The sequence below is a fragment of the Variovorax sp. J2L1-78 genome, from assembly GCF_030317205.1.
Lineage (GTDB): Bacteria > Pseudomonadota > Gammaproteobacteria > Burkholderiales > Burkholderiaceae_C > Variovorax > Variovorax arabinosiphilus.
Map to the genome: position 1 here is coordinate 506,922 of NZ_JASZYB010000002.1, position 25,485 is coordinate 532,406.

Here is a 25,485-nt window from a genome sequence, read left to right on the forward strand (position 1 = left end):
CGGCGCTGTCGCCGTTAACGCCCCACGGCGCCCGGCGTCGAATAGTCGTAGCGCGGGCCGGGGCCGGCGCTGACCGGCGGGCCCAGGTCCTGCCGGCCCGTGGTGGCGACGCTGCCGGCGGGCTGCGCTGGCGGTGCCGTGGGCAGCGGCTCGCGCGGACCCGGGCCGGCCACGATGGGCGGACCGGCATCCTGGTAGTTGGGCGACGAGGTCATCGCGGGCGGGCGCGAGGGTTCGACCCAGCCGCCGAAATCGGCGGGACGCACCCCCGAAGGCGGTGGCCGCACGCGTTCACGGGCGGCGGCCTGGCGCTGAGGCGTGGGCCTTTCGCCAGCGTCGATGGCGGGGCGTGGGGCCGCGGGCGGCACGATCGACGATGGCCGCGGCGCGCGTGCTGTCGGGCTGGCCGATCGGGGCGGTGCGTCGGCTGCTGCGGCCGCGGTGGTGGGCAATGGCGCTACGGGCGCCACGGTCGCCGGCAGAGGGCTCGGCGCTGGGCTCGGGCCGGCGGGTGCCGCCGATGCCGCGACCGGCGGCACCTCCGCACTGACCTGCCCCGCCGGCAACTGCGTCGGCGCCTTGCTGCCGGTGAGGATGTAGAGGCTCCAGGCGATGAAGCCGATCATCACGGCCAGGCCGGCCATGCAGAACTTGAACCAGAAACCACTGTTGTTGGTCGCCTGCGCCTGAAGCGGCAGGGGCCGGGAATGGACGGTGCGCGGCGCGTCGAAGCGGCTGTCGCCCCCTGCCGCCGTCGATGCCGCGAGCGGCACCGGGGCCGTCGCCTGCGGCAGAGGTGCGCGCGTCGGAGCCCGCGCCGACGCGATCGACGGCTCGGCGCCGAGCCGGGCGGCGCACGCCTCGCAGAAGCGAGCCTCGGCACGGTTGCGTTGGCCGCATTCGGGGCAGGCGATCGTCGACGACTTGGCATTGAACATAGCGCTTCACTGTGCATGAAAGTGAAGCCTTTGGTTGTCGGTTGGCGCCGGGATCAGGTTTCCACATGTCACACGGCGCGCCGCGCGGCCGCACCGGCAGGGCGCCCATTGCGCGCGCTCAGCAGGCGCGCGGCTCCGATGCCAGCGCCGAGGTCTCGGGGACGACCGGCTGCGTCTCCCCCCGCAGGAAGCTGAACACCGCCAGTGCGGTCAGCACGGTGACGGCCGCCAGCACGCACAGCAGCGTCGCGAAGGCCGCACCGTAGGCGTGCAGCAGCGCTTCGCGGCCCAGCCCTGGCAGCAGCGCCAGGGCCTGCGGCAGGTCACCGGTCGTCATGCGCTGCGCGGCCTGCGAGGCGGCCAGCACCGTGTGCCCCGGCAGGTGGGCAAGCTGCAGCGCCACCAGCGCGGTCAGCCCGGCACCGACCAGCGCCAGCGCGATGCCCTCGCCGGCCACGCGCACCGTGTTGAAGATGCCCGAGGCCATGCCGGCCCGTTCGCGCGGCACCACGCTCACCGCCAGGCCGTCCATCAGGCCCCAGGGCAGGCCGATGCCCGCGCCGATCAGCAACAGAGGCCACACCATGGCGTGCAAGGGGGTGCCGGGCGCGCAGCGGCTGAGCCAGACCAGGCCCACCGCGCACACCAGCAGGCCCAGCGCCGACAGGGCGCCGGCCGGGTAGCGCTGCGCGAGCCAGGCCGCCAGCGTCGGCACCACCAGGATCGGCCCCGACAGCGCGAACATGAAGCCGCCCGCCTCCAGCGCACTGCGCCCTTCGAGCCCGACGAAGCGCAGCGGCAACAGCACCAGCAGCACGACGAAGCCATAGGCCGGTGCGGCGGCCAGCAACTGCACGCCGACGAAACGCGGGAAGCGGAACAGCGACAGGTCGAGCATCGGATGCGCGGCGCGGCGCTCGATGGCGATGAAGGCCGCGCCCATGAGCGCCGCACCGGCCAGCGCAGCGATCACCCACGGGCTGCCCCAGCCGCTGTCGGGCGCCTGCAGCACGCCCAGCGTGAGCAGGCTCAGCGCCGCGGTGAAGCTCAGCGCGCCGGGCAGATCGAGCCCCTGCGCCTGCGGGTTGCGCGATTCGCGCATGGCCGGCGCAGCGATGCCCAGCGCCAGCAGGCACACCGCGCCGGGGCTCAGCATCACGGCCTGCCAGCCGAAGGTCTGGGCCAGCCAGCCCGACAGCATCGCGCCGCACGACAGCCCCACGCCGAACGAGGTGCCGATCAGGCTGAAGGCCCGCGTGCGCGCCGCGCCGTCGAACACCTGGGCCAGCGCGGCGGTGCCGGCGGCAAATGCGGCGGCCGACCCCAGCCCCTGCAGCGCGCGCACCGCGTCGAACGTCACGATGCCCGGCGCCCCCACCAGCATCGCGCAGCTCAGTGCCACCACGACCAGTCCGAGCAGGAAGACGCGCTTGCGTCCCCAGGCGTCGGCAAGCGCGCCGGCCGCCAGCAGCGTGGCGCCGAAGCTCAGCATGAAGGCGTTGGTGATCCAGTTGAGCTGCACCGGGCTGCCGCCTAGCGCGTCGCGGATCGCGGGCAGCACCACGGCGGGCCCGGTGAAGCTCAGCGGCATGCCCAGCGCCGCCAGGCACACGGCGGCCAGCAGCCAGTTCTTGGAGACGGAGGAGGACATCGCGATGGCTTTCACACGGGAAGGGGATGGAGGAGCAGAAGATAAAAAGGATTCAATGGAATGAAAATGGCGGCCAGACTCCTCGCACTCCCAACCCCAGGTTGCCAATCACCATGGACAGTTTCAGCGGGCTCGAATCCTTCGTGCGGGCAGCCGACCTGCTGAGCTTTGCCGCCGCCGGTCGGCACCTGGGCATCTCGGCGTCGGCGGTGGGCAAGAACGTCGCGCGGCTCGAGGCGCAACTCGGCCTGCGCCTGTTCCACCGCACCACCCGCCAGGTGCGGCTCACGGCGGAAGGCGCGATGTTCCATGAGCGCTGCCGCCGCATCCTCGACGAGCTCGACGATGCGCGCACCATGATGCAAGACGCGGTGGCCACGCCGCGCGGCCGCCTGCGCGTGAGCCTGCCGACCATCGGCTACCGCTTCCTGCTGCCGGTGCTGCCGGACTTCAAGGCGCGCTTCCCCGAGATCGAACTCGACCTCGACTTCAACGACCGCCTGGTCGACGTGATCGCCGAGAACGTGGACGTCGCGATCCGCAGTGGCGACCTGGCGGACTCGCGGCTGGTGGCCCGGCGGCTGGGGCCTTTCGACTTCGTGCTGGTGGCCTCGCCGGCCTACCTGGCGCGCCACGGCGTGCCGCAGGTGCCGGCCGACCTGGCACGCCATGCCTGTCTGCGCTACAAGTTCGTGACCGGGGGCAGGATCGAGGATTGGGACCTGCCCGGCCTGCCGACGCAGTTGCCGCCGGGCCTGCTCTCGAACAACATGGAAGCCATGCTCGGCGCCGCGGTGGCGGGCCTCGGTGTCGCCTACATGCCCGACTTTCTCGCGCGCGATGCGCTGTGCCGCGGCGAACTGCAGCGCGTGCTGGCCGCGCACCTGGTGCGCCAGGGCCAGTTCTCCGCGCTCTGGCCGTCGAGCCGCCAGCTGTCGCCCAAGGTGCGCGCCTTCGTCGATTTCGCGAGCGAACGGATGTTCAACCAGGGCGAGCTCCCGGCGCAAGCGCCGCATCAGGCTGCGGCGTAGTCGGTCGACGCTGCCACCTCGGCCCATTCCGCGGTTTCGCGCTGCAGCTCATCGATGTGGTCGCGGATCACCTGCAGCGTGTCGGTGCCCAGCGGCAGGCGCATCGGCGGCTTCGGCGACTCGACCAGCCGGATCACCGCCTGCGCCAGCTTGACCGGGTCGCCCGGCTGGTTGAGGCTGATGTTCCGCGCGGCGATGCGCACCTGGCCCGACGTGCCTTCGTAGTCGGCGATGAGCGTCGGCGAGACGGTCAGCGAGTTGCCTTCGAGGAACTCGGTGCGGAAGTAGCCCGGCTCGACCGCCGTCACATGGATGCCCAGCGGGGCGAGTTCCTGGTGCAGCGCCTGGTTGATGCCTTCGACCGCGAACTTGGTCGAGCAGTACAGCCCGAAGCCGGGTCCGGACTGGTGGCCGCCCAGCGACGAGAGGTTGAGGACATGGCCGCTGCGGCGCGCTCGCATCGATGGCAGCACGGCGCGCGTCACGTTCAAGAGGCCGAACACGTTGGTCTCGTAGAGCTTGCGCACCTCCTCGGCCGTGGCTTCTTCCACCGCGCCGAGCAGGCCGAAGCCGGCGTTGTTGACCAGCACGTCGATGCGGCCGAAGCGGGCGATGGCCGCCTCGACGGCACGCGCGGCCTGCGCCTCGTCGGTCACGTCGAGCGACACACCCAGCAGCGCGGGATGGTCGCCGAAACGCTTGGCCACGTCGGCGGCGTTGCGGGCTGTCGCCACCACCGCGTCGCCGTGGGCGAGTGCGGCTTCGGCCATGCGGGCGCCGAGGCCGCGGGAGGCGCCGGTGATCATCCAGACGCGCTTGAATTCGTTCGTTGCAGTCATGTCGGTTCCTTTGAAATCAGGGTGATGAAGGGTTGCGGTGAGGGAAATGTAGGTTTTGCATCTGCATCGGAATAGCCCACATTCGCTCGCTTCATCCGCAAGACAATCGTGATAATCCGGCCATGGCCTTCAACGAACTCCGCGCGATCACCACCTTCATCCAGGCGGCGGAGCTGGGCAGCCTTCGGCAGGCCGCCGCCGCGCAGGCGATCACGCCGCAGGCCGCCAGCCAGGCGCTCGCGCAGCTCGAATCCCATCTGGGTGTGCGGCTGTTCCACCGCACCACGCGGCGCCTCAGCCTGACGGAGGAAGGCCAGCAATTCCTGCAGGCGGCGCAGCCGGGGCTGGCGGCGCTGCAGCGTGCGCTGCGCGGCGCCAGCCGCAGCCGGGAAGAGATCGCCGGGCCGCTGCGCATCGTGGCCCCGCGTGCGACCATGCTGCAGATCCTGTGGCCGGTGCTGGAGGCCTTCTGCGCGCAGCACCCGCAGATCGAGCCCGATGTGCAGCTCGACGACCGCATCGCCAACTGGGTGGAGGAGCGGGTCGACGTCGGCTTCCGCTCCGGCCCGGCGCCGCAGGACGGCCTGATCGCGCGGCGGCTGATGCCGGTGCAATTGGTGGTGTGTGCTGCACCGTCATACATCGAACGCTTCGGCGCGCCCGCGACCATCGACGACCTGACACGCCACCGCTGCAGCTGCTTCCGGCACCCGACCAGCGGCAAGCTGATGCCCTGGGAGTTCAAGGTCGGCGAGCAGGTCGTCGGGCGCGACATCGCGCCCGCGCTGTGCACCAACGATGTCGACCTCGAGCTTCGCGCAGTGACGGCGGGCCAGGTGATCGGCCAGTTGATCGGATCAACGGCAGCCCCCTTCCTGCGCAACGGCCAACTGGTGCCGTTATTGACGCCGCATGTGACGGACCACCTCGGCCTCTACGTCTACTACGGCAGCCGGGTGGCGCAGCCGCTGCGCGTGCGCGCCTTCATCGATCTCGCGGTCGAGATGCTGTCGGACAACAGCGAGTTCGTGCTGCAGCCGCACGAGTTGAAGCCGATGCCGACACGCAAGCGCACCGCGCGCCGGGCCAGCTCAGGCTAGACGCTCAGACGCGACCGTCGGCGGGACGCAGCACGTCACCCTGCAGGGTCACCGGCTTGCCGATGGGCGGCGCGGTGCGCGTTTCGACCGTGCGCAGCCGGCCATCGTCCATGCGCACGCTGACCTGGTAGCGGGTCTCGGTGCGCGTGCGTTTCTCGATCGTGTGGCCGGCATAGCCACCGCCGACGGCGCCGATCACCGTGGCCGCGGTGCGCCCGCCGCCATGGCCGATCTGGTTGCCGAGCACGCCACCCAGTACACCCCCCGCCACCGCGCCGACGCCCGTGGGCGGGGCCGCGTGTTGAACGGTGCGTACGGACTCGACGCGGCCGCAGGTCGCGCAGACCGGCGCCCGTTGGGGAGCCGGCATCGCAGCGACGGCACCACTGCCCGGTGACGGGTTCATGCCGGCGGTCGAGGGGGTGGTCGGGGGCGGCGCTGTGCGGCTGACAGTGCCCGCGTTGTCCGGGGCACGCACTGGCGCCGGCAGGGCGGCCGAGGGCCGGTCGCCGTCTTCCGGGCCATGGAGCGATTGCGGCGTTGCGATCGCGCTGGGCGCGCCGCCATCGCTGGCGCTGTGCTGGTAGAGCATGGTGCCGCCCAGTGCGGCGACCACGGCGGCCAGTGCGCCGATGGTGCCCCACAGCACCTTGGGCGAGGTCGCGCCGCGGTGTGCGGGTGTGCGTTGCAGGGGGTCGGCGCCGTTCGTCATCGGGCTTTCCATGGTCATGTCCTTCGCTCGAAACTTTCGATGTTCCAAGCTTAGACAGCGCGACCCCGCCGCGGCTCCCACCCCCGCTGTAAAAACCGTAACTGCGACCACGGCCTACAGGTTGGGGGCCAACAGGCGTTCGAGTTCGCTCTCCGGCAGCCGACGGCGTGCCGCCTGGTCGGCCAGCTGGTCGTGCCCGATCTTGCCGACGTTGAAGTAGGTCGACGCAGGGTGGCTCAGATGGAAGCCGCTCACGCTCGCCGCAGGCGTCATCGCGAGGCTCTCGGTGAGCGTCATGCCGATGTCGGCACACTGCATCAGCTCGAACATCTCGCGCTTCACGCTGTGGTCGGGGCAGGCCGGGTAGCCGGGCGCCGGGCGGATGCCGCGGTACTTCTCGGCAATCATGTCTTCGTTGCTCAAGGCTTCGTCCGCAGCGTAGCCCCACAGGTCGGTGCGCACGCGGTGGTGCAACGATTCGGCGAAGGCCTCGGCCAGCCGGTCGGCCAGCGCCTTGAGCATGATGGCCGAGTAGTCGTCGAGGTCGTCGACGAAGGCCTTCTCCTTCTTCTCGACGCCCAGGCCCGCCGTCACGGCGAACATCCCGACATAGTCCTTCAGCCCGCTGTCCTTCGGCGCCACGAAATCGGACAGGCATCGGCTCGGGCGCATCACGCCGTCGATCACCTGCTTCTCGGTCTGCTGGCGCATGCCGTACCAGGTCATCGCGACCTCGCTGCGCGTCTCGTCGGTGTAGAGCTCGATGTCGTCGTCGTTCACGGTGTTCGCCGGCCAGAAGCCCACGATGCCGCTCGCACTGAGCCAGCGGCCTTCGATCAGGCGCTGCAGCATGCGCTTCGCGTCGGCATACACGCGGACCGCTTCGGTGCCGACAACCTCGTCTTTCAGGATCGCAGGGAACGGCCCGGCCAGGTCCCAGGTCTGGAAGAACGGGCCCCAGTCGATGTACTTGGCGAGCTCGGTCAGGTCGAAGTTCTTGAACACGCGGCGGCCGATGAACTTCGGCACCGGCGGCGTGTAGCCCGTCCAGTCGATCGGCGTCTTGTTGGCGCGTGCCTTGGCCAGCGGCCACAGCGGCACCTGCTTCTTGTTGGCGTGCTGCAGACGCACCTTGTCGTAGTCGGCGTTGAGTTCGTCGATGTACTTGGTCGCCTGGTCGCTCAGCAGGCTCTGCGCGACGCTCACGCTGCGCGAGGCATCGGGCACGTAGACGACCGGGCCTTCGTAGTGCGGCGCGATCTTCACGGCCGTGTGCACGCGGCTGGTGGTGGCGCCGCCGATCATCAGTGGGATCTTCTTGATGCGGAAATGGTCGTCGCGCTGCATCTCGCCGGCCACGTACTGCATCTCTTCCAGGCTCGGGGTGATGAGGCCGGAGAGGCCCACGATGTCCGCGCCCTCGACCTTGGCGCGCGCCAAAATTTCGTGGCACGGGACCATCACGCCCATGTTCACCACTTCGAAGTTGTTGCACTGGAGCACGACGGTCACGATGTTCTTGCCGATGTCGTGCACATCGCCCTTCACGGTGGCGATGATGATCTTGCCCTTGGTGCGCACATCACGACCGGCCGCCTCGTCGCGCAGCTTCTCTTCCTCGATGTAGGGCAGCAGGTGGGCCACGGCCTGCTTCATCACGCGGGCCGACTTCACCACCTGCGGCAGGAACATCTTGCCGGCGCCGAACAGGTCACCGACGACGTTCATGCCGTCCATCAGCGGGCCTTCGATGACGTGCAGCGGCCGGCCGCCCTTGGCCAGGATGTCCTGGTAGGCCTCTTCGGTGTCCTCGACGATGAACTCGGTGATGCCGTGCACCAGCGCATGGCTGAGCCGATCACCGACGCTCACCGGCGCCTCGGGCGTGCCGCGCCAGTCGTTGCGCTTGCTCTCGTCCTTGGCGCCGCTCTTGGCCGTCTCGGCCACTTCGACCAGGCGTTCGCCGGCATCGGGGCGGCGGTTGAGGATCACGTCTTCGACGCGCTCGCGCAGCACCGGCTCGAGGTCGTCGTACACGCCGACCATGCCGGCGTTGACGATGCCCATGTCCATGCCGGCCTTGATCGCGTGGTACAGGAACACGGTGTGGATCGCCTCGCGCACCGGGTCGTTGCCGCGGAAGCTGAAGCTCACGTTCGACACGCCGCCCGACACCTTGGCACCGGGCAGGTTCTGCTTGATCCAGCGTGTGGCCTCGATGAAGTCGACCGCGTAGTTGTTGTGTTCCTCGATGCCGGTGGCGACCGCGAAGATGTTCGGGTCGAAGATGATGTCCTCCGCCGGGAAGCCGATTTCGTCGACCAGGATGCGGTAGGCGCGTTGGCAGATCTCGACCTTGCGCTCATACGTGTCGGCCTGGCCCTTCTCGTCGAAGGCCATCACGACCGCGGCAGCGCCGTAGCGACGCAGCAGCTTGGCATGGTGGCGGAACTGATCCTCGCCTTCCTTCATGCTGATCGAGTTGACGATGCCCTTGCCCTGGATGCAGCGCAGGCCGGCCTCGATGACCTCCCACTTGGAGCTGTCGACCATGATCGGCACGCGCGCGATGTCGGGTTCCGACGCGATCAGGTTCAGGAAGCGGACCATCGCGGCCTTGCTGTCGAGCATGGCCTCGTCCATGTTGATGTCGATCACCTGCGCACCGTTCTCGACCTGCTGGCGCGCGACGGCCAGGGCCTCTTCGAACTGGCCGTTTAGGATCATCCGCGCGAAGGCCTTGGAGCCGGTGACGTTCGTGCGCTCGCCGATGTTGACGAACAGCGTGCCGTCGCCGATGCGCACGGGCTCGAGGCCCGACAGCTTCATCGGGGGAACAGGCGTGACGGCAGAGGAAGAAGATTCGGACATGGGCTCACCTGGATTCGCGATGGTCAGGTGAGCGTCGTTGCGGGGAAGGACCCGAGCCTGGCGGTAGCTGGAAAGCTGGCCGCTGCAACGCTCCTCGGGGTCGTCGATTTTAGTTGCCTTTGGTTGGAGGGATGGTTGTTCAGGGTTTCGGTGTGGTGTAGGGGCGTCGGCAGGCGGTAGGCCTGTGGGCGGCAGACGACTGCGGTCCTTCGGACTTCGCTGCTGCTCCTCACGAAAGGCGGGGTCCGCAGAACTCGCTTCACTTCGTTGCGCTCAAACAGCTGCGGCCCTGATCCGCCTTTCGCTGCGGTGCTCGCCGCAGCCGGACAGCCGCCCACAGCCCTACCGCCCACCGACGTGGACGCGACCGTTATGCATCTCTGTCCAGCGAGCGCAGCGATTGCGCCCACCAAGCCCGGCAGGCGGTGCGGGTCGGGCGATCCCCTGTGCGTCGCTGAGGAGCGCAGCCTTTCGCGGATCAGGGCTCGCCCTTGTCTGAGCGCAGCGAGTTTGGGCGGGACCCCGCGAAAGGCGAGCACCGCAAGGCAGCCCGAAGGGCCGGCGCACCGGGGTCGATCGGCCCGCACCGCCTGCCGGGCGCCCTCACCCAAGCCAACGATCAGGCAGCAACAACCCCATCCACCCGCACTGTAGAAAAAGCAAACGGCGGCAACCCCTTCAACAGCCGCTGCCCATACGACGTCCGCACCAGCCGCCGGTCGTAGCAGTACACGGAAGCCCGATCCTCCTCACTGCGAATCGCCCGCCCCACCCACTGCGCCAACCGAATGGCCGTTGCCGGCACCACCAGTTCGGTGAATGGGTCGCGCCCCACCGTGCGCAGCCATTCGGCCCGTGCCTCGCCGACCGGATCGTCCGGCGGTGCGAAGGGCAGCTTGGCGATGAAGACCGATTCGCAGAGCTTGCCCGGCAGGTCGAGCCCTTCGCCAAAGGACTGCATGCCGAAGATGATCGACGGCAGCCCCTCGGCCACGCGGTGGCGGTGGGTGGCCAGCAGTTGCTGGCGCGGCATGGCGGTCTGCAGCAGCACGCGCGGCTTGAGCGGGGCGGGCAGTGCCTCGACGGCCTGGCGCAGCTGGTCGCGCGAGGTGAACAGCACCAGCGCGCCGTGCCGCACCTCGGCCAGATCGCGCACCAGCGACTGGACCATCTCGGCGACATAGCCGGCCGCGTCGCGCGGGTCAGCCCGGGTCTCGACGGCGATCAGCTTGCCCTGGGCCGCGTAGTCGAAGGGACTGGGCACCTCCAGCGTCGTCGCCGCCTCGTCGCCATGCAGGCCGGACTCGCGCAGGAAGAAGTCGAAGTGGCCGCAGCTGGTGAGCGTGGCCGACGTCAGCACCGCGCCGCGGACCTTGTTCCACAGGTGGTGGCGCAGCGTTGCGCCGGGCAGCAGCGGGCTGGCGTGCGCCTGCAGCGTGGCCTGATCGCCGTCGACCTGCAGCGTGAACCACTTGGCGGCCGGCACCGCGTCGGGCGCGGCGTCGCGCAGCAGCAGCTGGGCGGTGTCGAGGGTCTGTTCCAGCCGTGGGGCCAGCGCGCCGAGCTGGGCGTACATCGTCGACAGCTTGCGGGCCATGGCGGGCTGCTCGCGCATCTCGGTGCGCAGGGCGCTGGCGATCACGCGCAGGGCATCGAGGAAACCTGACGCGTGATGCGCGACCCGCCCCAGCGGGCCCTGCAGCACCTCGGGAAGCGCACCCAGCGGCAGGCGGGCACGCGCGGGACCGCGGCCGGGCAGGCCCGCCGGGCCGGCGAGGTCGGTCTTCAGGCCGTCGCCGTACAAATCCATCACGAGCCGCTCGGCTTCCTGCAGCGCCTGGCGCATCTGCGCGGCGTGCATCGGCACGTCGGCCACCTCGGTCACCTCGAAGCGCACGCCCACGCGCACCGCACGCTGCGCCAAGCGTTCGACCCAGCCGTGGCGGCCCAGGTCCATGCGGCAGCCGAACTGCGCGAGCGCGGTGGCCGGCAGGTGGTGCGCCTCGTCGAGCACCAGCAGGCAGTTGTCCAGCTCGGGCAGCTGGCGGTTGCCGATGGAGGCCAGCAGCAGGTCGTGGTTGACCACCACCACCTGCGCACCGACCAATGTCTTGCGGCGCTCGTAGTAGACGCACTGGTTGAACGACGGGCAGTGCTTGCCGGTGCACGATGCCGCGTCGGCGGCCATCGGCAGCCAGGCGTCGGCAGCGGGCGGGGTGTCGAGGGTGTCGCGGTCGCCGTCCCAGGCGCCGGTCGCGAGCGTCTGGGCGATGCCCGTGTAGAACTGGAGGCGAGCCTCCACTTCGTGCGCAGGCCTGGCGGGCCGGGCCTGTGCGGCCACGTCGTCGTCGGCGAAGAGGTCGTCTTCGACCTCGTCCTCCTCGTCATCGTGCTCGGCCATCATCCCGGTCAGACGCTCCAGCTTCTGCTGGCAGACGTAGCGACCGCGGCCCTTGGCCAGGGCGAAGCGGAAGGGCTGCGGCATCAGCTTGGCGAGGGCCGGCAGGTCCTTGTGGACCAGCTGCTCCTGCAGCGCCACGGTGGCGGTGGAGATCACAACGCGGGTGTTGCGCGCCAGGGCCAGCGCGATGGCCGGGGCGCAATAGGCGAGCGACTTGCCGACGCCGGTGCCGGCCTGGATCACCGCGATGGCGCGCACCGGCGGGTCGACCGGGCCGTCGCCGTCATCCCCCTCGGTCTTGCCGAGGGTGGCCGCAGCCAGCGTGTCGGCCACCTGCTCGGCCATGCGCCGCTGGCCGGCGCGGCTGCGGAAACCGGCGCTGGCCTGGACCACCCCGTCGAACGCCTGCAGGGCGGACGCGGCCCATTCCAAAGAAGACATGCGCCGAGTGTTGCACGGCCGCCCGACACGGGCTGCGCGTCAGGCCGGTTGGGCGGCGCCAGCGGCGGATGCCGGCAGCCCGAAGATCGCGTCGAAGGCCCAGTTGAAGACGAAGGTGTAGCCCAGGAAGAACATCGCCAGGCCCAGGTCCATCAGCAGGGCCTGCAGCAGCGTGACGTCCATCCACCAGGCGAAGATCGGGACCAGGAAACAGAGCAGCCCGACCTCGAAGCCGATGGCATGGGCGATGCGGCGCCACACGCTGCGCCCGCGCACGGCCTGGCGCGCCTCCCAGCGCTCGAACAGCGTGTTGAACACGAGGTTCCAGAGCACCGCGACCACCGACGCCATGACCGCCAGCACGCCCGAATGGCCGACGCCCTGGCCCGACATCAGTGCCAGCCCCAGGCTGGCCGCGACGATGGCGATGCCTTCGTAGAGCGTGATGTAGACGACGCGGCGCTTGAGCCCTTGCATGGAAATCCCCGGAAAACAGTGAACAGGTGCTGGACTTTATGTGTCACCGACTGATATAAAAAGTCATCTTCTTTCAATTCAACTGATAGATCGGGTGCATGGCCTTCTCCACCGACAACCTGCAGGTCTTTCTCGCCGTGCTCGACCACGGCTCGTTCTCCGCGGCCGCGCGCTCGCTGGGGCGCGTGCCGTCCGCCGTGAGCATGGCGATCGCGGGGCTGGAGGCCGAGCTCGAACTGCCGCTGTTCGACCGCAGCGGCCGCGAGCCCAAGCCGACCGCCGCCGCCCGCTCCCTGGAGCCGCAGGCGCGCCTGCTGGCCGCCCAGTTCAAACAACTCGAGGTGCAGGCGCTGGCGCTCACCCAAGGCCTGGAGAACCGGCTGACGCTGGCCATCGCGCCCGAACTGCTGGCGGCGCCCTGGAGCGGTGCGCTCGCGGCGCTGGCGGCGGAATATCCGTTGCTCGAAGTCGAAGTGCTCGCTGCGCCGCAGGCCGACGCGCTGGCGCTGCTGCATGCCGGGCGCGCGCAGCTGGCACTGGTGTTCGAGCGGCCCAGCCTCGATGGCCGCGAGGGCTTTCAGGAAGTGGCGAGCGACACGATGGTCGCGGTGATGGCCCCGGCCCACCCGGTGCTGGCCGCCGCCGGCGGGCGCCTGCGCGAGGAGCACCTGCACAACACCCGGCAGATCGTGGTGGCAGGGCGCGACCTCGCGACCAGCGACCCGCGCTTCGTCTTCGGCCGGCACGTCTGGCGCACCGACAACGCGCTGGCCGCGCTGAGCCTGATCACCGCCGGTCTCGGCTGGGGCTGGCTGCCGCGCGCCTTCGCCAAGCCGCACGTGGCGGCGGGGGCGCTGCTGGAGATTCCGTTCGAGAACCTCAGCAACGGGCTCGACCTCTGGGTCGACGTGGTGTGGTCGCGCGAGCGGCCGCTGGGGCTGGGGGCGCAGCGCTTCGTGGCGCTGATTGCGCGCGACAAATCCTGAGGCCGCGTCGCGCGCCGCTCAGCGTCCCGGGCCGCCGCGGCCCTCGCCCGGGCCTCGACCTTCCCCGCCGCCCCGGTGCTCGCGGCCGCGTCCCGGCGGACCGCCGCCTTCGCGCGGACCGCGGTCGGGTCGACCGGCGTCCGGCGGCGGGCGGCCGGGGCGGCCCTCCATGGCCGGATTCGGCCGCTGCGGCCGGAACTCGGCGCCTTGCGGTGGCCTCGGCCGGTCCGGCCGAAACTCGGGCCGCGGGCTCGGCGGACGGAAGCCCGGGTCGGGGCGCGGGCGGAAACCGTCGTCCCGCGGCGGGCGCACGCCCGGACCCGGCGGCGGTGGACGGTCCGGCCGCGGACGGAAGCCCGGCCCCGGCCCGCCCGGGCCTCCGGGTCGCCACGGATTCGGTCGCCACTCGGGGCGAGGCGGTGGCGGTGGACGCCAGCCCTGCACCGGCGGCGGCGGCGGCGGGCGCGAACCCCACCAGCGGCGGTCACCGTACCAGGGGCGGTCGCGGTAATAGTTCGACCAGTAGCTGCCCAATGCGAAGGTCACGATCGGCACCCCGATCACCGCGCCATAGCTGGCGAGCGGCACGCGCTGCTGCTCGTAGGCGTAGTCGAGACCCTGCGCAAAGACCCAGCCACGCAGGCCGTCGGGCAACACCACGTCGCACCAGCTGTACCCACCGGTGCAGCCCATCACATCGAGCGGCTGCCCACCGCCGAGGACTGCCACCACCGGATAGTCGGCCGCTGGTCCGGCACGCAGGTTGACCGAAATGCGGGTGAAGGCCTGCTGCGCAGTCGCCGCCAGCGGCATCGACAAAGCGAGTGCGCCGGCACCGACCCAGCGCCACACGGTGGTTTTCATAGTGAAGTCCTTTCACGGCAGGGTAGGCCCTGTCGGAAAGCACTGTCAATCAGCCAAGCGCTACGCCGCTTCGCGGTAGAAGGCCGTGCCTTGCAGCGTACGCCCCGCCAGCGGCGTGACGCTGCGGCCGATGGCGGCGATGTGGTCGGGCGTGGTGCCGCAGCACCCGCCCACGATGTTCACCAGCCCGTCGGACGCGAACTCGTGCAGCAGGCGCGCCGTGACGTCGGGCGTCTCGTCGAAGCCGGTGTCGCTCATCGGGTTGGGCAGGCCGGCGTTGGGGTAGCAGCTGATGAAGGTGTCTTCCGCCACGCGCGCCAGTTCCTGGATGTAGGGGCGCATCAGCGCCGCGCCCAGCGCGCAGTTCAGGCCGATGGCCAGCGGCTGCGCATGGCGCACGCTGTGCCAGAAGGCGGTCACGGTCTGGCCGCTCAGGATGCGGCCGGACGCGTCGGTCACGGTGCCGCTGATGATGAGCGGCAAGCGCTCGCCCGAGGCTTCGAAGTACTCGTCGACCGCGAACAGCGCGGCCTTGGCGTTGAGCGTGTCGAAGATGGTTTCGACCAGGATCACGTCGGCGCCGCCTTCGACCAGTGCCTCGGTCTGTTCGTAGTACGCCGCGCGCAGGGTTTCGAAGTCGACGTTGCGGGCGCCCGGGTCGTTCACGTCGGGGCTGATGCTGGCCGTCTTGGGCGTCGGGCCGAGGGCGCCGGCGACGAAACGGGGTTTGTCCGGCGTGCTGTACTTGTCGCAGGCGGCACGGGCCAGCTTGGCCGATTCGACGTTCATCTCGCGCGCCAGATGCGCCATCTGGTAGTCCTCCTGCGCGACGGTGGTGGCGCCGAAGGTGTTGGTCTCGATCAGGTCGGCACCGGCCGCGAGGTACTTCTCGTGGATGTCGCGGATCACGTCGGGCCGGGTCAACGACAACAGTTCGTTGTTGCCCTTCACGTCACGCTCGAAGTCCTTGAAACGCTCACCGCGGTACTGTTCTTCGGTCAGCTTGAAGCGCTGGATCATCGTGCCCATGGCGCCATCGAGCACGGCGATGCGTTGGGCCAGGATGCCAGGCAGGGCCTGGCCGCGGGTGTAGACGAGGGGCTTCATAGCCCGCGATTGTAGGAAGCGGCCAAAGGGCTTGCCGCGGTGGGTGATCGCGGCGCCCACGCCGCGCCTCCTCAGACGCGGTCGAAGAGCTTCCCGGGGTTCATGAGGTGCTGCGGGTCCAGCGCCTGCTTGATGGCGCGCATCGCGGCCAGTTCGGCCGGCGTGCGGCTGGCACCCAGATACGGCTTCTTGTGCGTGCCGATGCCGTGCTCGGCCGACACGCTGCCGTTGAACACGGCGACCTGGTCATACACCAGCTTTTCGACGCCGTGCTCATCGCCGCCGACGGTGCTGGCGTCCACCGAAAGGTGCAGGTTGCTGTCGCCCACGTGGCCGAAGAAGACCGCGATGTTGCCGGGCCAGCGCGCGTCGAGCGCGGCGCGGCAGGTGTCGGCGAAGCGGCCGATGTCGGCCATCGGCAGGCTCACGTCGAAATTGATCGGCGGGTGCATGTTGGCTGGCAGTTCGGCCGTGGCTTCGCGGATCTTCCACAGCGTGCGGGCCTGGGCCTGCGACTGCGCGATGACGGCGTCGAGCGCCTCGCCAGCTTCCATCGATTCGCCGAGCAATTCCTCGATCGCGGCACGCAGCGTGTCTTCGTCGCTGCCCGTCACGTCGATCAGCGCCGCGAACGGGTGCTGCGCACCGAAGGGCTCGCGCAGCGATTGCCATTGCAGCGACGCGGCGACGAAGTCGCGCCACATCAGCTCGAAAGCCGCGACCGCACCGGGGAAACGCGCCTGCAGCCGGCCGAGCAGCGCCAGCGACTGTTCGAAGCTGCCGACCGCGACCAGCACGGTCGCCTTGGCGCGCGGTGCCGGGTGCAGGCGCAGCACAGCGCGCGTGATGACGCCGAGCGTGCCTTCGGCGCCGATGAAGAGCTGCTTGAGGTCGTAGCCTGTGTTGTTCTTGATCATGGGCCGCAGCATCGGCAGCACCGTGCCGTCGGCCAGCACCACCTCGAGCCCGAGCGCCTGCTCGCGCATCATCCCGAACTGCAGCACGCCGTTGCCGCCGGCGTTGGTCGCGAGGTTGCCGCCGATCTGGCAGGAGCCGCGTGCGCCGAGGTCGACGCCGAACTGCAGGCCCTGCGCCGCGGCAGCCTCCTGCACCGCCTGCAGCGTGACGCCGGCCTGCACGGTGAGGGTCGACGCCGCCACGTCGAGCGACTCGATGGCGTTCATGCGGTCGAGCGACAGCGCGATCGCCCCGGCGACCGGCACCGCGCCGCCGGCCATGCCGGTGAGGCCGCCCTGCGGCACGACCGGGACGCAGAATTCGCTGCACGCGCGCAGCACGGCCGCGACCGCGTCGGTGCTGCGCGGGCGCACGAGCGCGACCGGTTGCACCGGCGTGACGCCGCTCCAGTCGGTGCAATGGCGCGGCGGCACGGCGTCGCCGGTCTGCACGGCGTCAGCGCCAGCCGCGGCGATCAGCGCCGCGATGAAGTCGACATCAGCCATGCGGCGCCTCGACGAACACGAGCATGGCTTCGATCATGCGACGCACATGCGGCTGCACGCCGGCCGCCACGTCGGGCAGGTAGTCGAAGGGCAGCGACTCCTGCATGTAGCTCGACTGCGTCATCTCCAGCTGCACCGCATGCACGTTTTGCGCGGGCTGCCCGTAGTGGCGCGTGATGTAGCCGCCGGTGAAGCGGCCGTTGAGCACGCCGGTGTAGCCGGTCGCGTTTTCGGCGATATCACGCAGCGTCTGCGCGAGCGCCGGGTCGCAGCTCGTCCCCTTGCCGGTGCCCAGGTTCAGGTCGGGCAGCTTGCCCTCGAAAAAGCGCGGCAGCACGGAGCGGATCGAATGCGCGTCCCACAGCGCGGCGATGCCGTGCTGCGCCTTGATGCGCGCGAGTTCTTCGGTGAGCTTCGCGTGATACGGGTGCCAGATGGCGTCGCGGCGCTCGGCGATCTCGTCGTCTTCCGGCACGTCGCCGGCTTCGTAGATCGGCGTGTTGTCGAAGGTGTCGACCGGGCACAGCCCGGTCACGCTCTGGCCCGGGTACAGGCTGGCGCCGTCCGGCGGACGGTTGAGGTCGATCACGTAGCGCGAGTGCGTGGCGACCAGCACCGACGCGCCGAGTTCGTCGGCGAAGTCGTAGAGCCGCTCGAGGTGCCAGTCGGTGTCGGGCACTTCGCGCGCCTCGGCGGTGAACCGTGTGGCCAGCGCGGGCGGCACGTGCGTGCCGACGTGCGGCATGGAGATCAGCAAGGGCCGCGTGCCCTGGCGGAAGCGGAAGGGGGGTTCGGTGGTTTGAAAGCTCATCGTGAATCCTGAAGCAGTTGATGGCGCGCGGCAACGAAGCCGGCCGACGCGCTGTCGTGAAGCGGGTGGCGGCCGGCCTGCACGCGGGGTCGGCCTGCCACCCACACGGCGTCGATCGCGCTGGTGCGGTGGCTGGCGAAGACGTGCGACGACAGCATGTCGGGCGCGTCGAGACCGGCGAGTGCGGGGTGCGCGGCATCGAGCACGGTGAAGTCGGCCTGCTGACCGACGACCAGGCCACCCACGGCGCGGCCGGATGCCTGCGCCCCGCCCTGCACCGCCGCCAGCGTCATCGCGCTCGCGACGTTCGGCTGCGACGCCGCCGCCGCCACGTTGCGCTGGCGCGTGGCCAGACGCTGGCTGTACTCGAGCATCAGCAGTTCCTCGGCGGCGTTCACGCAGATGTGGCTGTCGGAGCCGATGCCCCATGTGCCACCGGCTGCACGCCATGCAGGCAGGTCGAAGATGCCGTCGCCGAGGTTCGCCTCGGTGGTCGGGCACAGGCCCGCGACCGCACCGCTCGCGGCGGCGCGACGGTATTCCTCGGCGTCCATGTGCGTCGCGTGCACCAGGCACCAGCGCGCGTCGACCGGCGCATGGTCCAGCAGCCAGGCGACCGGGCGCTGGCCGCTCCATGCGATGCAGTCGTCGACCTCCTGCGTCTGCTCGGCGATGTGGATGTGCACCGGCGCGGTCGGGTCGATGGCGTCGAGGCCGGCGAGCACGTCGTGCAGCGCATCGGGCGGCACCGCGCGCAACGAATGCGGCGCCAGGCCGAGGCGTGCGCCTTGGCCGTCGCACAGCGGCTTGAGTCTTTCGAGCAGGCGCAGCATCGATTCGGTCGAGCGGATGAAGCGCCGCTGCCCTTCGCTCGGCGGCTTGGCGCCGAAGCCGCTCGTCTGGTACAGCACCGGCAGCAGCGTGAGGCCGATGCCCGCGCGCTGCGCCGCGCGCATCAGCGCATGCGCGAGCTCGGCATCGTCGGCATAGGGCCGACCATCGCCCTGGTGGTGCACGTAGTGGAATTCGCACACCGACGTGTAGCCCGCCTCCAGCATCTCGACGTACAGGCCCAGCGCGATGGCTTCGAGCTGCGCAGGGTCGAGCCGCAACGCGAAGCGGTACATCAGCGTGCGCCAGCTCCAGAAGCTGTCGCTCGCCTCGCCGCGGTATTCGGTGAGGCCGGCGATGGCGCGCTGGAAGGCGTGGGAGTGGAGGTTGGGCGTGCCGGGGATGACGGGGCCTTGTGTCGTTGCAGGTTCTCTCGTGTCGGGTTCGACGTGGGTCAGTTGGCCCTTGTCGTTCCACGCGAGGCGGACGTTCTTTTGCCAACCTGTCGGGAGCAATGCGTGGCTTGCAAGGATGCTCTGTGTCATGTGGTGATCGTGTTGTGCGTGGGGCGTCGGCGGGCGATATGCCTTTGGGCGGCAGACGTCTCCGGCCCTTCGGGCTTCGCTGCTGCTCCTCGCGTCAGGCGGGGTCCGCGCAAACTCGCTTCGCTCAAACACGCGCGGCCCTGATCCGCCTGCCCCTGCGGTGCTCGCCGGAGCCTCAACAGCCGCCCAAAGGCATACCGCCCACCGACGTGGACACGGTCGTGGTACATCCCGCTACGCAGCGAGCGCAGCGATTGCGCAGGCCCAAGCCCGGCCCGCACCGCCTGCCGGGCGCTCCCACCAACGCCAACGATCACAGCACCACCCTCCCCTGCCGAACGACGGAACGCACAGGCCGCTGCCCAAACCAGTAAGCCAGCTCCGCCACCTCCCGCACATCCCACAGCACGAAGTTCGCCGGCATCCCCACGCCAATAGAACCATGCGTCGCCTGCAACCCCAACGCGCGCGCTGCATGCGAAGTCACCGCAGCAATCGCCTCCGGCACCGTCAACCGGAACAGGGTGCACGCCATGTTCACCATCAGAAGCAAGCTCAGCGCCGGCGAGGTACCGGGGTTGTGGTCTGTCGACACTGCCATCGGTACGCCGGCCGCACGCAGCGCGGCGATCGGCGGCACCGTCGTGTCGCGCAGCGTGTAGAACGCGCCCGGCAGCAGCACCGCCACCGTGCCCGCATCGCGCATCGCGTCGATGCCGACCTGCGACAGGTGCTCGATGTGGTCGCACGACAGCGCACCGTAGCGTGCGGCCAGCGCCGCGCCGCCCATGTCCGACAGCTGCTCGGCATGCAGCTTGACCGGCAGGTTCAAGCGCTTCGCCGCACGGAACACGCGCTCGGTTTCTTCCAGCGAGAAGGCGATGCGCTCGCAGAACACATCGACCGCATCGACCAATCCCTCGGCCGCGAGCGCGGGCAGCATCTCGTCGCACACGAGGTCGACGTACGCGCCGCTTCGGCCCGCGTATTCAGGCGGCAGTGCATGCGCGCCGAGAAAGGTGGTGCGCACCGTCACGCCATACGCGATACCGAGGCGGCGCGCCACGCGCAGTTGCTTGCGCTCGTGTTCCAGCGACAGGCCGTAGCCGGACTTGATCTCGATCGCGCAGACGCCTTCGGCCAGCAGCGATTCGAGGCGCTTGCCCGCGCTGGCGAACAGTTCGTCTTCGCTCGCCTCGCGCGTGGCGCGCACGCTGGAGACGATGCCGCCACCGGCCTTCGCCACCTCCTCGTAGCTCGCGCCGGCCAGCCGCATCGCGAACTCGTTGGCGCGCTGGCCGCCGTAGACCAGGTGCGTGTGGCAGTCGACCAGGCCCGGCGTGACGAGCGCGTCGCCACCGTCGTGCCGTGGCAGTGCGTGGAACTCGGCCGGCACATCGGCCTGCGGCCCGACCCAGCGGACCACGCCCTCCATGACCGCGATGGCAGCGGCCACGGTCGGTGCGTCGGCAAGCCGCAGGCCGGTCCAGAGGCCGTCGGCGGAGGGGCAGGTGTCGAAGGGTTTCATGGGTCAGATGTGAAGATCGTCGAGGGCGGGCACGGCATCGTCGGGCCGCCACTGCACCACCGCCAGGCGTGCGCCGCGGCTGGCCGGCTTGACGGTCCAGGTGTGGGGCTCTTCGGTCCACCAGACGCCCTGGCCCTGCTTCAGCGTACCGCCGCCGACGCGCCACTGGCCATCCAGCGTCATCAGCAGGCCGTGGGCACTGCGGTCCAGCACCGCCATCTCGGAGAGCACGCGCAGGGTGGCCTCGCCGCGGGCGCGCCGCGCCATCAGGTTGAAGTCGGTCGACAGGCCGCCGAGCAGGTGGCATTCGACCGCCGCATCGCCGTCGAAGGCGAAGGGCTGGTGCGGGGCGTCGAGCACGTGGTCGAAGGCGGCCGACTGCAGGCGCACACCGTCGCCCTCGAGCAGCATGATCGTGCGGTCCACCCCGCGAAAGACCGAGAAGGGGCCGCCCATCGCGATGGTGGCGATGCTCACGCGCCAATCGAAGTCGTCCAGGCCGGCGCCCGGCGGAAAGCAAACGACCTCCTGCGTGGTGCCCCCGCCGTTCTTCCACGGCGTCTCCGCCAGGGCTGAACGCGAGAAACGCTGCAGGCTCATCGAACCAATCCTCCTTGTCCGAGTTTCCGTTCCCAATGTCGCAGCACGAGCGTCACGGTGCCTGTCAACAGGAAGTAAACAAGGGCAATGGCCAGATACACCTCAAGCGATCGGTACGACACGCTGATGATTTTCTGGCCTTCGTGCATCACATCGTGGATGGTCAGCAACGATACCAAGGCGGAGTTCTTGATCAACGCAATGAACTCGTTGCCGAGTGGGGGAATCATGCGCACCACCGCCTGCGGCAGCACGATATGGCGCATCGCCACCGCGGGCGTCATGCCGAGCGACTGCGCCGCCAGCGTCTGGCCGCGGTCGATCGACTGGATGGCGCCGCGCACGATCTCCGACACATAGGCGCCCGAATACACGCCCAAGCCGAGCACCCCGCACAGGAAGGCCGGCAGCAGGATGCCGAAGTGCGGCAGCCCGAAGAACAGGATGAAGAGCTGCACCAGGAGCGGCGTGCCACGGATCACCGCCACGTAGGCGGTGCACACGCCATAGAGCCATCGGCGCTTCGGGTTCAGTCGGCCGATGCCCACCAGCAGCCCGAGCAGGCAGCCGAGCGCGAGCGCGCAGGCGGTGATCTCCACCGTGACCAGCGCACCGCGCAGCAGGTTGGCCCATCCGGCCCATACCGGTGTGAAATCCAGATCCATCAATGCGGCCGGGTCACTTCGCCGCGGTGTTGCTGAACCACTTCTTCACGATGGCCGCGTAGGTGCCGTCGGCCTTGAGCTTCGCGATGGCGGTGTCCACCGCCTTGGTGAGCTCGGGCGTGTCCTTGCGGATCGCCATGCCGTATTCCTCGGTGGTGAGCTGCTCGTCGAGCACCTTCAGGCCCGGGCGGGTACGCACGTACTGGTAGGCGGCGGGCTTGCCGGTCACGGCGGCGTCGCTGCGGCCGATGTCGACCAGGTTGAACATCTCCTGGTTCTTCTCGACTTCCATCAGCTGCACCTGCGGGTACTTCTCCTTCACGAAGCTGACCGACTTGGTGCCCACCTGCACGCTGACCTTCTTGCCGTTCAGGTCGGCCGGCGACTTGATCGTCGTGTTGTCGGCCTTGACCATCGCGACCAGGCCGCCCGCGTAGTACGGCACGCTGAAGTCGACCACCTTCTTGCGCTCGTCGGTGATGTAGATCGCCGACACCGCCATGTCGAAGCGCTTGGACATGAGGCCGGGGATCAGCCCCTTGAAGTCGATGTCGACCCATTCGACCTTGCGGCCCATGGCCTGGCCGATGGCTTCGACCAGTTCGATGTCAAAGCCGGTGCGCTTGTTGTTCTCGACGAACTCCATGGGCGGGAAGGTGGCGTCGGTGCCGACGGTGAGCACGGCTTGCGCGTGGGCGATGCCGGTGAATCCGGCGATGGCGAGTGCGGCGACGAGGAGGTTGCGGCGGAGGGTCATGGGGGTTCCTGGAAAGCGGTGAGAGTGGTTCGGGGCGGCGGCGCTCATTCGGCCTTGATGTTCTTCTTCTGGATCACGTCGGCCCAGCGCACGGTTTCCGTCTGGATGGTGGCGGCCAGCGCCTGCGGCGTGCCGCCGCCGGGCTCGAGGCCGAGACCCGCGAACTTCTCCTGGATCGCCGGCTTGGCGAGCATCTTGAGGCTTTCGGCGTTGAGCTTGTCGACGATGGCCTTGGGCGTGGCGGCCGGCACCATCAGCGCGTACCACGACACCGCCTCGAAGTTCGGCATGCCCTGTTCGGCGATGGTGGGCACGTCGGGCAGCACGGCCGAGCGCTTGAGGCTGGCGACGCCGATGGCGCGCAGCTTGCCGGACTTGATCTGCGGCAGCACCGACGACATCTGGCCGAACATCATCGTGACCTGGCCGCCGATCACGTCCACGAGCGCGGGGCCGGTGCCCTTGTACGGCACGTGGATCAGGCGGACGTTGGCATTGAGCGCCATCAGCTCGCCGGCCAGGTGCGCCTGGCTGCCGGCACCGGGCGACGCGAAGCTCACCGACTCGGGCTTCGCCGCCGCCATCGCGAGCAGGTCCTTGAGGTTCTTCACCGGCAGCGCCGGGTTGACGACCAGCACGTTCTCGACCGTCGCGAGCATCGCCACCGGCTGCAGCTCCGAGGCCTTGTACGAGAGGCTGGGGAAGAGCGACGGGTTCACGGCGATGTTGCCCGCCGGCACGATGCCGATGTTGTAGCCGTCCGGCATGGCCTTGGCGAGAAAGTCGACGCCGATGTTGCCGGCCGCGCCGACCTTGTTCTCGATCACGAAGGGCTGGCCCCAGGCTTCGGCGAAGTCCTGGCCCAGCACACGGCCGAGCACGTCGACGGGGCCGCCTGGCGCGAAAGGCACGATCACGTGCACGGGCTTGGTCGGGTAGGCCTGCGCCGAGGCTTGCAACGGCGCGACCGCCAGCAGCAGCGATGCGGCCACCGCGGAGGTGGCCGACAGAAAACGCTTCATCATCAAAGTTCCTCGAAGGATGGGACGGGGCGCCGGGCCATGGCCGCGAGCGCGTCATAGGCCGCCGGATCGGCGGAAGCAAAACCTGCAAGCAACAAGCGTTCCCTCACCGGTTTCAGGTCGGGTGCCTTCGCCACGTCGGCCAGCGCCTGGCGCAGGCGCTGCAGGTCTTCGGGCGCCAGCGCCGCGGTGGCGACGAGCGGCGGGATCGGCATCGCGCCGGTGCTCGCGACCACGCGCACCTGCGCGGCGAGCGCGGGCTCGTCGTGGCGCAACAGGTCGTGGTAATAGCTGTCGAGCGGGCCGACATCGATGCGCCCGGCGGCCAGCGCCTCGATGACCCCGCGCGCGTGGATGAGGTTGCCGACCGCTCGGGCGTAGAGCCGCGTGCCCTCGCGTTCGCGGTACGGCGCGAGGTGGTCGCGGAAGGCGACGCCGCCCGACATCGAGTCGGCCAGCGTGTAGCCGACCGTGCCGCCGAAGGTGTCCTCGAGCCGCTCGAATGCCGAGTCGGCCCGCACCACCATGTCGGTGAAGTAGACGGGCCGGCCGCCGTAGCGCGCCGGTGACGGGATGGGCGCGGCCACCAGCGTCGGCCGCACGCCGCGCTGCGCGAAGGGCAGCCCGCACATCATCGCCAGGCCCAGGTCGTCGCGCGCCCACAACGCCGACAGCGGCGCGGGCGCGTCGTAGTCGATCACCTCCCACGCGAGCCCGGCGCGCGCCAGCACCCAGCGCAGCAGCACCTTCCAGGCGTCGCGCACGGCCGGCGTGGCCGAGTACATGCGCGCATTGGCGACAAGGGGCATGGCGGCCTGCTCAGCGGAAGCGCAAGGTTTGTCCGATGCCCATCGCCTTCGCCTTGTCGAGCATCGCGCAGCCAAGCGCGATGTCCGACAGCGACAGGCCGCGGTGCCAGAACAGGTTGGTCTCGTCGTCGCTTTGACGGCCCGGCTTCATGCCCGCGACGATCTGGCCGAGCTCGGCGTACAGCGTCGTCTCCGACAGCTTGCCGCTGTCGACGTGCGCCCGCAACGCGCCGAAGGGGCCGGCCTTGGCCTGGCCCCAGTCGTCCATCACCATCTTGTCCATGATGTCGGTGAGCGACAGCTCCACCGCGCTGTTGGTGCCGTAGGGGATGACGCAGGCGCCCTTCTTGATCCACTCGGTCTTGAGCATCGGTGCGGGCTTCTCCAGGCGCGAGGCCTCGACCACGATGTCGGCGCCGCGCACGCAGCTTTCCCAGTCCTCGGTCACCGTGATCTTCACGCCCAGGTCCTGTTCCAGCTTGGCGGCGAAGGCGTCGCGGCTTTCCTTGCGGCGCGAATGCACGCGGATCTCGTCGAAGTGAAAGATCGAATTCAGCAGGCGCACGTTCCAGTAGGCCGTGCCACGCGCGCCGATGTGGCCGAGGATCTTCGAGTCCTTGCGCGCCAGGTGCTTGGCGCCGATGGCCGTCACCGCGCCGGTGCGCATGTCGGTGATGTCGGACGCATCGATGATCGCGACCGGCACGCCGTTCTTCGGGTTGAACAGGTTGAGGATGGCGAGTTCCGAGGGCAGGCCGATCTCGTAGTTGCGATAGAAGTCGCCCACCACCTTCACGCCCGCCACGCCGCGCTCGCCGAGCGTGCGGATGTAGCCGCGCAGCACGTTGAAGTGGCCCGGGTAGTCCTTCTCGGGCACCAGGTGCATGCGCGGCTCGATGGTCGCCTCGCCGCGCGCCTGCGCGACCAGACCCTGCTCGACGGCCGCGATGATCTCGGCGTCGGTCATCGCCAGCTTCTGGACGTCGGGGTAGTTGAGGTACTGGAGATGGATCTCCGCGGTCGAATCGGACATGTG

Annotated in this window: 22 protein-coding genes and 1 riboswitch; of the genes, 3 read left to right on the forward strand and 19 right to left on the reverse strand. The window is 69.7% G+C overall.

Going from position 1 to position 25,485, the window contains the following annotated elements; translation table 11 throughout:
* Positions 1–14 precede the first annotated feature (14 nt).
* Entirely contained in the window at positions 15–938 is a 924-nt protein-coding gene (locus tag QTH86_RS16295) for a zinc ribbon domain-containing protein (RefSeq protein WP_286647241.1), read from the reverse strand.
* Between the two features lie 118 nt (positions 939–1,056).
* Complete coding sequence (locus QTH86_RS16300; RefSeq protein WP_286647242.1) at positions 1,057–2,589, reverse strand: MFS transporter; 1,533 nt, start codon at positions 2,587–2,589, stop codon at positions 1,057–1,059.
* A 113-nt stretch (positions 2,590–2,702) separates the two neighbouring features.
* Here QTH86_RS16300 and QTH86_RS16305 point away from each other — a divergent pair, with 113 nt between their 5' ends.
* The gene (locus QTH86_RS16305) at positions 2,703–3,620 is read left to right on the forward strand and encodes a LysR family transcriptional regulator (protein ID WP_286647243.1); all 918 of its coding nucleotides are present in this window, start codon (positions 2,703–2,705) and stop codon (positions 3,618–3,620) included.
* Here QTH86_RS16305 and QTH86_RS16310 read toward each other — a convergent pair.
* On the reverse strand, positions 3,605–4,459 hold the full coding sequence (locus QTH86_RS16310; protein ID WP_286647244.1) for an oxidoreductase: 855 nt from the start codon (positions 4,457–4,459) through the stop codon (positions 3,605–3,607). The genes QTH86_RS16305 and QTH86_RS16310 overlap by 16 nt on opposite strands.
* Before the next feature lie 122 nt (positions 4,460–4,581).
* On the opposite strand from QTH86_RS16310, the gene QTH86_RS16315 reads away from it, so the two are divergent.
* On the forward strand, positions 4,582–5,559 hold the full coding sequence (locus QTH86_RS16315; protein WP_286647245.1) for a LysR family transcriptional regulator: 978 nt from the start codon (positions 4,582–4,584) through the stop codon (positions 5,557–5,559).
* Between the two features lie 4 nt (positions 5,560–5,563).
* On the opposite strand, the gene QTH86_RS16320 is transcribed toward QTH86_RS16315, so the two are convergent.
* The 4 genes from QTH86_RS16320 to QTH86_RS16335 all read right to left on the reverse strand — a co-directional run bounded on the left by QTH86_RS16320 (position 5,564) and on the right by QTH86_RS16335 (position 12,461).
* Positions 5,564–6,283, reverse strand: a complete 720-nt coding sequence (locus QTH86_RS16320) for an outer membrane lipoprotein (protein ID WP_286647246.1) — start codon at positions 6,281–6,283, stop codon at positions 5,564–5,566.
* A gap of 102 nt (positions 6,284–6,385) precedes the next feature.
* Positions 6,386–9,100, reverse strand: a complete 2,715-nt coding sequence (gene metH / locus QTH86_RS16325; RefSeq protein ID WP_444813897.1) for a methionine synthase — start codon at positions 9,098–9,100, stop codon at positions 6,386–6,388.
* A gap of 64 nt (positions 9,101–9,164) precedes the next feature.
* Positions 9,165–9,242: riboswitch (S-adenosyl-L-homocysteine riboswitch) on the reverse strand.
* Positions 9,243–9,761: 519 nt separating this feature from the next.
* Positions 9,762–11,984: an ATP-dependent DNA helicase DinG gene (gene dinG, locus QTH86_RS16330; protein WP_286647248.1), complete on the reverse strand. Its 2,223-nt coding sequence runs from the start codon at positions 11,982–11,984 to the stop codon at positions 9,762–9,764.
* A 39-nt stretch (positions 11,985–12,023) separates the two neighbouring features.
* Positions 12,024–12,461 (reverse strand): PACE efflux transporter, encoded by a 438-nt coding sequence (locus QTH86_RS16335; RefSeq protein WP_286647249.1) that lies wholly within the window; start codon positions 12,459–12,461, stop codon positions 12,024–12,026.
* A 98-nt stretch (positions 12,462–12,559) separates the two neighbouring features.
* Between QTH86_RS16335 and QTH86_RS16340 the strand changes: the two genes are divergently transcribed.
* Positions 12,560–13,447, forward strand: coding sequence for a LysR family transcriptional regulator (locus QTH86_RS16340; protein WP_286647250.1), 888 nt, complete (start codon positions 12,560–12,562; stop codon positions 13,445–13,447).
* 18 nt (positions 13,448–13,465) lie between these two features.
* Here the strand turns inward: QTH86_RS16340 and QTH86_RS16345 are convergent, their stop codons facing one another.
* The 12 genes from QTH86_RS16345 to QTH86_RS16400 form a co-directional block, all read right to left on the reverse strand.
* Positions 13,466–14,311, reverse strand: a complete 846-nt coding sequence (locus QTH86_RS16345; protein WP_286647251.1) for an SH3 domain-containing protein — start codon at positions 14,309–14,311, stop codon at positions 13,466–13,468.
* A 60-nt stretch (positions 14,312–14,371) separates the two neighbouring features.
* A complete protein-coding gene (locus tag QTH86_RS16350) occupies positions 14,372–15,418 on the reverse strand; it encodes a homocysteine S-methyltransferase family protein (protein WP_286647252.1) in 1,047 nt (348 codons plus the stop codon).
* Between the two features lie 71 nt (positions 15,419–15,489).
* A complete protein-coding gene (locus QTH86_RS16355; RefSeq protein WP_286647253.1) occupies positions 15,490–16,881 on the reverse strand; it encodes an FAD-binding oxidoreductase in 1,392 nt (463 codons plus the stop codon).
* Complete coding sequence (hutG, locus tag QTH86_RS16360; protein WP_286647254.1) at positions 16,874–17,692, reverse strand: N-formylglutamate deformylase; 819 nt, start codon at positions 17,690–17,692, stop codon at positions 16,874–16,876. The genes QTH86_RS16355 and hutG overlap by 8 nt, the downstream gene beginning before the upstream one ends.
* Entirely contained in the window at positions 17,689–19,068 is a 1,380-nt protein-coding gene (locus QTH86_RS16365; protein WP_286647255.1) for a formimidoylglutamate deiminase, read from the reverse strand. Before QTH86_RS16365 ends, hutG begins: the two co-directional genes overlap by 4 nt.
* 313 nt (positions 19,069–19,381) lie before the next feature.
* Positions 19,382–20,596, reverse strand: coding sequence for an imidazolonepropionase (gene hutI / locus QTH86_RS16370; protein ID WP_286647256.1), 1,215 nt, complete (start codon positions 20,594–20,596; stop codon positions 19,382–19,384).
* A 3-nt stretch (positions 20,597–20,599) separates the two neighbouring features.
* A complete protein-coding gene (locus QTH86_RS16375) occupies positions 20,600–21,196 on the reverse strand; it encodes a HutD/Ves family protein (protein WP_286647257.1) in 597 nt (198 codons plus the stop codon).
* Positions 21,193–21,861 (reverse strand): amino acid ABC transporter permease, encoded by a 669-nt coding sequence (locus QTH86_RS16380; RefSeq protein ID WP_286647258.1) that lies wholly within the window; start codon positions 21,859–21,861, stop codon positions 21,193–21,195. The genes QTH86_RS16375 and QTH86_RS16380 overlap by 4 nt, the downstream gene beginning before the upstream one ends.
* A 13-nt stretch (positions 21,862–21,874) precedes the next feature.
* Entirely contained in the window at positions 21,875–22,618 is a 744-nt protein-coding gene (locus QTH86_RS16385; RefSeq protein WP_286647259.1) for a transporter substrate-binding domain-containing protein, read from the reverse strand.
* A 44-nt stretch (positions 22,619–22,662) separates the two neighbouring features.
* The gene (locus QTH86_RS16390) at positions 22,663–23,640 is read right to left on the reverse strand and encodes a Bug family tripartite tricarboxylate transporter substrate binding protein (protein ID WP_286647686.1); all 978 of its coding nucleotides are present in this window, start codon (positions 23,638–23,640) and stop codon (positions 22,663–22,665) included.
* A 2-nt stretch (positions 23,641–23,642) separates the two neighbouring features.
* Positions 23,643–24,449 carry a phosphate/phosphite/phosphonate ABC transporter substrate-binding protein gene (locus QTH86_RS16395; RefSeq protein ID WP_286647260.1) on the reverse strand — a complete coding sequence of 269 codons (807 nt, stop codon included), beginning with the start codon at positions 24,447–24,449 and terminating at the stop codon, positions 23,643–23,645.
* 10 nt (positions 24,450–24,459) lie between these two features.
* Positions 24,460–25,482 (reverse strand): ornithine cyclodeaminase family protein, encoded by a 1,023-nt coding sequence (locus QTH86_RS16400; RefSeq protein ID WP_286647261.1) that lies wholly within the window; start codon positions 25,480–25,482, stop codon positions 24,460–24,462.
* Positions 25,483–25,485 lie beyond the last annotated feature (3 nt).